This window comes from Chryseobacterium sp. CG10_8 (assembly GCF_058117085.1).
Genome location: NZ_JBYVEB010000130.1, coordinates 1 through 7,158, shown reverse-complemented (window position 1 = coordinate 7,158; position 7,158 = coordinate 1). Strand labels below are relative to the sequence as shown.

Here is a 7,158-nt window from a genome sequence, read left to right as displayed (position 1 = left end):
AAAAATTATTCTGAATTCCATTTGTTTTTGGATAATGATAAAGCAGGAGAACATTGCAAAAATTCAATTTTGGAATCATTTCCCGAAGCCAAGGATCATACCGAAATTTATGCTCTACACAAAGATTTAAATGACTATTTAAAATCAAAAAAGGAAAACAAAAATTCAATAGAAATTTCAAACTCCATTCTGAAAACTGAAGAGGAGGAAACAAAACAACCCCATCAAATTTACAAAAGAAAACGCTGATTATGCGAGCGCATATTTTTTACCAACTACACGCAGAAGTTAGGAGTTCATTCGCAACTTTGAAGGTCGATACTCTCCCAACAAAGTTTCTTCTTCGCTCTGCGAGGCTTTAACCTGCGTAAAATAGTACAAGGTTCAAGCTTCTGAACCTGTAAAAAATAATGCAAGGTCATTGTACAACCTGTATAAAATAGATACAGGTTGTTAGGTAACCTGAGTAAAAAAGATTCAGGTTTAATCATCATCAAATTTAATAAAAATGAAGACATCAATCAATTTCAAAGCAGCAAAATCTGATTCCGAAATTCATAATTTCAGAAAAAAATCCTTTGACTATATCCGCAAAGATTTAACTTATAAAAATGAATATTGGATGGAACAAAAAATTGCAGACCGACTATTAAAAATAGAAGCTTTTTGCAAAGAAAAATCTGGAAGAAAATTACAGAAAAATGCAATGCCAGTTCGGGAAGCTGTGGTTGTGATTAAAGAAAATACCACGATGCAGGATTTGCATAACCTATCAAAAAGATTGGAAGAAGAACTTAAAATCCGAATTTTTCAAATTGCCATAGACAAAGATGAAGGGCATTATGATAAAGACACCAAAGAGTGGAAACCAAATTATCACGCTCATTTGGTCGCAGATTGGCAAGATTTACAAACTGGAAAAACGCTAAAACATCAATCTTTTCATTATTCTAAAATGCAAGACTTGGCTGCGGAATGTTTGGAAATGGAAAGAGGTATTTCTGGTTCTTTGGCAAGATTAGAAGCAGTTGAATTTAAAATCAAGAAAAAGGAAGAAGATTTGAAAATTTTGGAGGAACGATACAATGAAATGAAACAAGAAATGGAATCTAAAAAACCTGAAGAGTTGATTGTAAAAGAATCCGATTTTCTCGGTTTTCAAAAAATAAAAACGGATAAAACCATTGAAAACTACAAAAAGGCAATCAGAATGAATAACATTCAAATTCTCAAAAACAAGACAGAACTGGAATCCAAAGAGAAGCATATTGCAGAACTGAAAACAAAAATTGAAAGTCTAAAAAAAGAAGTTTTCTTTTTCAAAAGCAAAAACTCCGCTCTCTTAACCAATGAAACTGCTTTTGCTGTTGAAAAGAAAAAATATTTGGATTCGGTGGAGCATACGCTAAAAAAAACAATTTTGCAACAAAGTATAAAAATTCCGAATATTCAAAATCTAAACAATGCTGAACTAAAAGATAAAATGATAGAGATATTGGAAAAAACTTCAAAAGAAAATCGAATTCCTGTTTCTGCTTTTGAGGAGGTTTTTAGAATTTCAGAAAAACAAATTAATTTGTTTTCGTTATTGCGGTTTGATCATCGGGAAAACAAAGCTAGTGAACAAAATAAAGTTAATTCGATGAAAGATAATTCGTTAAATATAGAGAGTCAAACTATGAAAGAGCCTGAAGAAAGAAAAGGATTCAAGAGATAATCTTGTAATGAATATTTATCAATATGTATTTTTTATTGGTAAACAAATTAACTAAGTTTTAATATGAATTGAAATGTTTTTTATATATTTGGACAATAAATGTCCTAAAAATATTTTCAAGAAATAAATTTTCAGAAAAATGAAAAAATCATTTGGAGAACTAATACGTGAATATCGAGAAATAGCTGGACTTCCTTTAAGAAAGGTTGCCGCACATATAGATATTGACCCATCTACATTAAGTAAAATTGAACGAGGAGAACGATCCGCACACAAAGAAATGATTCCCTTATTAGCAGAAATATTAAAAGTTTCAGAACAAGATTTAACACTAAGTTTATTAAGTGATACGGTTGCAGAATCTCTAATTTATGAGGAGAATACAGCTGAAATCCTAAAGGTGGCAGAAGAAAAAATAAGATATTTCAGAAGTAAAAATTATCAACAAGGAAAGCTAACTTTTGAGTAATGGAAATAAGAGACTTGATACGAAGATTTGAAACTGAACACGACAGATTCACAAAGGTTTCTTATAATGAAACACAATTGCGAACGGATTTTCTTGACCCTTTCTTCACGATGCTGGGTTGGGATATAACAAATATGCAAGGAAAACCTACAAATGAAAGAGAAGTTTTGGTTGAGGAAGGTTTGCGTTCAGAAGCAAATGAAAACACAAAGAAGCCTGATTATACTTTTAGACTTTTTGCCGAAAGAAAATTTTTTGTAGAAGCAAAGAAACCTTTCGTTAAAATTGAAACTGATCCACAGCCTGCAAAACAGGTTAGACGATATGGATTTACAGCAAAACTAAAGATTTCAGTCCTTACAAATTTTGAATATTTGGCAATTTATGATTGTTCAGAACCTGTTCAAAATACAGATAATGCTTCAAAACGAAGAGTGAAACTATATCATTTTTCAGAATATGAAGAAAAGTTCGATGAAATAAAGTCTCTTATTGGTCAGGAAGATGTTTACTCAGGAAGATTTGATGAAGTATGGAGTGATATTGAACATCAAATCCAAAGATTTAATGTTGATGATTTGTTCTTGAAGCAAATTAATGAGTGGCGCATCCTTTTAGGAAATGAAATTCTCACTAAAAATCCTGAAATTGATGAATTTCAATTAAACGACCTTGTTCAGAGTTATATTAACAGTGTTGTTTTTTTAAGGGTCTGTGAAGACAGGAATTTAGAGATTTACAAAACACTTTTAATATTGGCTGAAAATGAGGATTTCAGTGCTTTAATAGAAAAATTTAGGTCTGCCGATGCAAAATATAATGCTGGGCTATTTTCTCAACCATTAAGTGACGAAATTATTTCAAATGAAAGTACAGCATTTTGGCAAATCATCAAACAACTTTATTTTCCTGAAAGTTCTTACTCCTTTGCTGTTTTTTCATCAGATATTTTAGGGCATATTTATGAGATTTTTCTCAGCGAACAATTAAAAGTAGAAAATGGCAATATTGTTCTTAGAAAAAAACCTGAAATTGAAGATCGAGATGTAGTAACCACTCCGACTTTCATTGTCAGAGACATATTGAACGAAACAGTAAAGAAATACTGCGAGGGTAAATCAGCAGGCGAGATACTGAATTCAAAATTTGCTGATATAGCTTGTGGCTCTGGAGCGTTTTTACTTGAGGCATATCAACTTTTACAGGATATTTTAGTCGATTATTTTATAGTAAACGACCAATCACAACTTGTACAAACTGGAGTTAACAGTTACAAACTGAAATTTGAATATAAGAAACGGATTCTATTGCAATGTATTTTTGGAATTGATAAAGATTTCAACGCTGTTGAAGCTTGTAAGTTTGGACTTCTTCTAAAATTGTTAGAAGATGAAAACAATGATAGTATAACGCATCCTGCTCTTCCAAATTTAGATGAAAATATTCATTATGGAAATAGTTTAGTTGATTCTACGAAAACGAATCAAAGCGATATAGAATATATTAATCCATTTGATTTTGGAGAAGAAAAATTTGATATTATTGTAGGGAATCCTCCTTATATGGCTACCGAACACATTAAGCGTTTTACTCCACTAGAACTTCCTATTTATAAAGAATTTTTTGATTCTTCATATATGCAATTTGATAAATATTTTCTATTTATTGAAAGAGGTTTTAACTTACTTAATTCTAATGGAGTTCTTGGGTATATTATTCCGAGTAAGTTTGCAAAAGTTGGTGCAGGAAAAAAATTAAGAGGATTGCTTTCCGATAAAAAGGCAGTTGAAAAAATTATTTCATTTGGAGCAAATCAAATTTTTAAGGATAAGACCACCTATACCTGTATTCTAATTTTGAAAAAGATTGACAAAAACTCTCTACTTTACCACGAAGTAGAAAAATTAGAAAATTGGAAAGCTAAAAATTATACAGTAAATTATGATGATGTTGAATTTTCAAGTCTAAATGAAGAAACTTGGATTTTAATGCCCAATCAGTTAAAAACACTATTTTATGATATTTCATCTCAAAGTATAGAATTGGGAAGTTTAATTGGAAGAGAAAATATTTTTAATGGAATACAAACCAGTAAAAATGACATATACATTCACACATCTACAAGAGAAGATGATAATTACCTGTTTTTCAATCTCGATGAAACAGAGTGGAAAATTGAAAAAGAATTGACAAGACCATATTTCCAAACATCAAGAGGTGTTGACAATCTCAATACTTACAGAAAGTTGAAACCAAATTCATTTGTTGTTTATCCCTATAAAAACGAAAATGGAAATATAAATTTTGTCGATATTCAGACTTTACGAAGAGATTATCCTGAAACATTTAGCTTTTTAGGTACATATAAATCCAGATTGGAAGGTAGGGATATTAAACCCGAGCCAGAAACAGAAAATGAATGGTATCGATTTGGACGTCATCAAAGTTTGGATAAATGCGATGTTCCTGCGAAAATAGTTGTTGGCGTATTATCTCAAGGAGATAAATATGCAATAGACACCAATCATACTTTTATCTCATCAGGTGGAACAGCTGGATATTGTATGATTACTATGCCAGAACGTACGCCTTATTCTATATACTATATACAGGCATTATTGAATTCAAAATATTCAGAATGGTTTGCTTCACTTTATGGAGAAGTATTTAGAGGTGGATTTATTGCAAGAGGAACAAAAGTTCTTAAGAAACTACCAATACGGAAGATTGATTTTGAAAACATTGATGAGAAAACGTTGCACGATGATATTGCATTATTGCAACAAGAATTAATTCAATTACAGGAAAGTATTGATAATACTCAAAATAATAATAGACGACTTATTCCTCTACAAAGGCAGTTTTCAATGAAGAAAAGAGAAATGGATTTATTATTGAAAAGATTGTATAACCTTGGAGAAGAAGATAATCTTATCCCAAAAATAAATGAAAGTTATGGTGCTGATTAATGAAGCCAGTAAAGAAAAGTTGCGAGGAGGATTTTATACTCCAAAAGATATTGCTGATTTTATCTTGAAATGGGCAATAAATGGCAATAAGGAAATGGATATATTAGAACCCAGCTGTGGTGATGGTGTTTTTCTTCAAATAATGAAAGAAAAGAACATTCCTTATAATTCTATTTCAGCAGTAGAATTTGACGAAACCGAATATCAGAAAGCTTTGTCGATAGATTTGGAAAATTCTTTCATTGTTAATGATGATTTTCATAACTATTGCTTGACAACAAGAGATAAATTTGATTTAATCATTGGGAATCCTCCATATATCAGATATCAATATTTCAGCAAGGATCAACAAACTCTTGCTGAAAAAATTTTTAGAAAATCAGGTCTTAAGTATACAAAACTAACAAATGCTTGGGTTTCATTTGTAGTGGGTTCAAGTCAGTTATTAAAAGAAAAAGGTAAAATAGCATTTGTTCTTCCAGCTGAACTTCTACAAGTTTCTTATGCTCAACAATTAAGGGAATTTTTAGCTCATTTTTACAATAAAATAAATATTGTCTCTTTTGAAAAACTAGTTTTTCCTGAAATTCAACAAGAAGTTGTTTTACTACTTTGCGAAAAAGACGGAACAAGCTCTCATAAAATTGAACATTTAGAATTACGAAATGCTGAAAGTTTGAAAAATTTAGATATTTTAAAGCTTAAAAATCCTCAGAAAAAAATAGATTTTAAAACCAATAAGTGGACATTTTATTTTCTAGAGCAAGATGAAATAGATTTTTTAGAAAAATTGCAGGAAAGTAAAAGAGTTCCAAAATTGGGCAAGTATGCAGATGTTGAAGTAGGAATAACAACAGGCTCTAATCCGTTTTTTACAGTTCCACTAGCTACAGTTCAATTTTATGATTTAGAAAAATATGCAAAGCCGCTAGTGGGCAGAAGTGTACAAGTGCCAAGCTTAATTTTCACAGAAGAAGATTGGAAGAAAAACAGAGATATTCAGGCTCGTACGCATCTACTTACTTTTCCTAAAATGAACGATTTAAATGGTTCATTAGGTGCAAGAGATTATTTAGAATATGGTATTGAAGAAGGAATAAATAAAGGATATAAGTGTGGAATAAGGGATGAATGGCAGATAATACCCTCTCTTAAAATTTCTGATGCTCTTTTTATAAGGAGAAATCACCTTTATCCAAAACTTATCATTAATGATGCAAAAGCATATACAACCGATACAATGCATCGGGTAAGTATCAAAAAAGAGGTTAATCTATACGCTTTTACAGCAAGCTATTACAATTCATTATCCTTTGCATTTGCCGAAATTTCAGGAAGAAGTCACGGAGGAGGTGTTTTGGAACTTATGCCGAGTGAAGTAGAAAATATATTTCTCCCATATCATAAGTCAAACGAAACCCTTGTTGAAACTATTGACAATATGATTCGTGCAAAAGAAAGCATAGATAGAATTCTTGAAATTACTAATAAAGAAATTTTGATGAATAACTATGGTTTTTCAAAAGAAGAAGTTGATATGGCTGACAGAATTTGGAAGAAATTGACGAAACGTAGATTAAATAGAGGAAAATAAATGAAAATAAATTCTATTCATATACAAAACTTCAGGAAACTACAATTATGTACAATAGATTTCTCTGAAAAAGAAACAATTTTTGTAGGGGCGAATAATAGTGGTAAAACGACTGCTATGGATGCTTTGATGATTTTCCTCAAAACAAAAAGTTTCAAAACCCAAGATTTTACACTCTGTCATTGGAAAAGTTTAAACGAGGTTGGAGAAAACTGGATTAAAGCAGATGAGCTAAAAGAAGAAGATAAGTCTGTAAAACTATTAGAACAATATCTACCAATATTGGATTTATGGATTGAGGTCGAGAATTCAGAGCTTCATTATGTAAGTCATATAATTCCTACTTTGGATTGGAAAGGAGGTTTATTAGGTATAAGGCTGCGATTTGAACCTAAAGATATGGATGAAT

5 protein-coding genes and 1 pseudogene are annotated in these 7,158 nt (G+C 30.9%); all 6 read left to right on the top strand.

All coding sequences use genetic code 11. From position 1 onward, the window contains the following. Nucleotides 1-249 (top strand): annotated as a pseudogene (locus AC4AGG_RS14650) (hypothetical protein); the annotation flags it as partial. 259 nt (nt 250-508) lie between these two features. Further along, nucleotides 509-1,717 carry a hypothetical protein gene (locus AC4AGG_RS14645; protein ID WP_489772760.1) on the top strand — a complete coding sequence of 403 codons (1,209 nt, stop codon included), beginning with the start codon at nt 509-511 and terminating at the stop codon, nt 1,715-1,717. Between the two features lie 139 nt (nt 1,718-1,856). Further along, a complete protein-coding gene (locus AC4AGG_RS14640) occupies nt 1,857-2,186 on the top strand; it encodes a helix-turn-helix domain-containing protein (RefSeq protein ID WP_489772759.1) in 330 nt (109 codons plus the stop codon). After that, nucleotides 2,186-5,155, top strand: coding sequence for an Eco57I restriction-modification methylase domain-containing protein (locus AC4AGG_RS14635; RefSeq protein WP_489772758.1), 2,970 nt, complete (start codon nt 2,186-2,188; stop codon nt 5,153-5,155). Before AC4AGG_RS14640 ends, AC4AGG_RS14635 begins: the two co-directional genes overlap by 1 nt. After that, nucleotides 5,133-6,749: an Eco57I restriction-modification methylase domain-containing protein gene (locus AC4AGG_RS14630; RefSeq protein WP_489772757.1), complete on the top strand. Its 1,617-nt coding sequence runs from the start codon at nt 5,133-5,135 to the stop codon at nt 6,747-6,749. The genes AC4AGG_RS14635 and AC4AGG_RS14630 overlap by 23 nt, the downstream gene beginning before the upstream one ends. Beyond that, nucleotides 6,750-7,158: AAA family ATPase (locus AC4AGG_RS14625; protein WP_489772756.1), on the top strand; the 409-nt coding region annotated here is incomplete at its 3' end. It lies immediately after the preceding gene.

What these genes read in the sequence shown, in the direction of transcription:
- AC4AGG_RS14645 (WP_489772760.1), top strand. Translation starts at nt 509, where the DNA reads ATGAAGACATCAATCAATTTCAAAGCAGCAAAATCTGATTCCGAAATT.
- AC4AGG_RS14640 (WP_489772759.1), top strand. Translation starts at nt 1,857, where the DNA reads ATGAAAAAATCATTTGGAGAACTAATACGTGAATATCGAGAAATAGCT.
- AC4AGG_RS14635 (WP_489772758.1), top strand. Translation starts at nt 2,186, where the DNA reads ATGGAAATAAGAGACTTGATACGAAGATTTGAAACTGAACACGACAGA.
- AC4AGG_RS14630 (WP_489772757.1), top strand. Translation starts at nt 5,133, where the DNA reads ATGAAAGTTATGGTGCTGATTAATGAAGCCAGTAAAGAAAAGTTGCGA.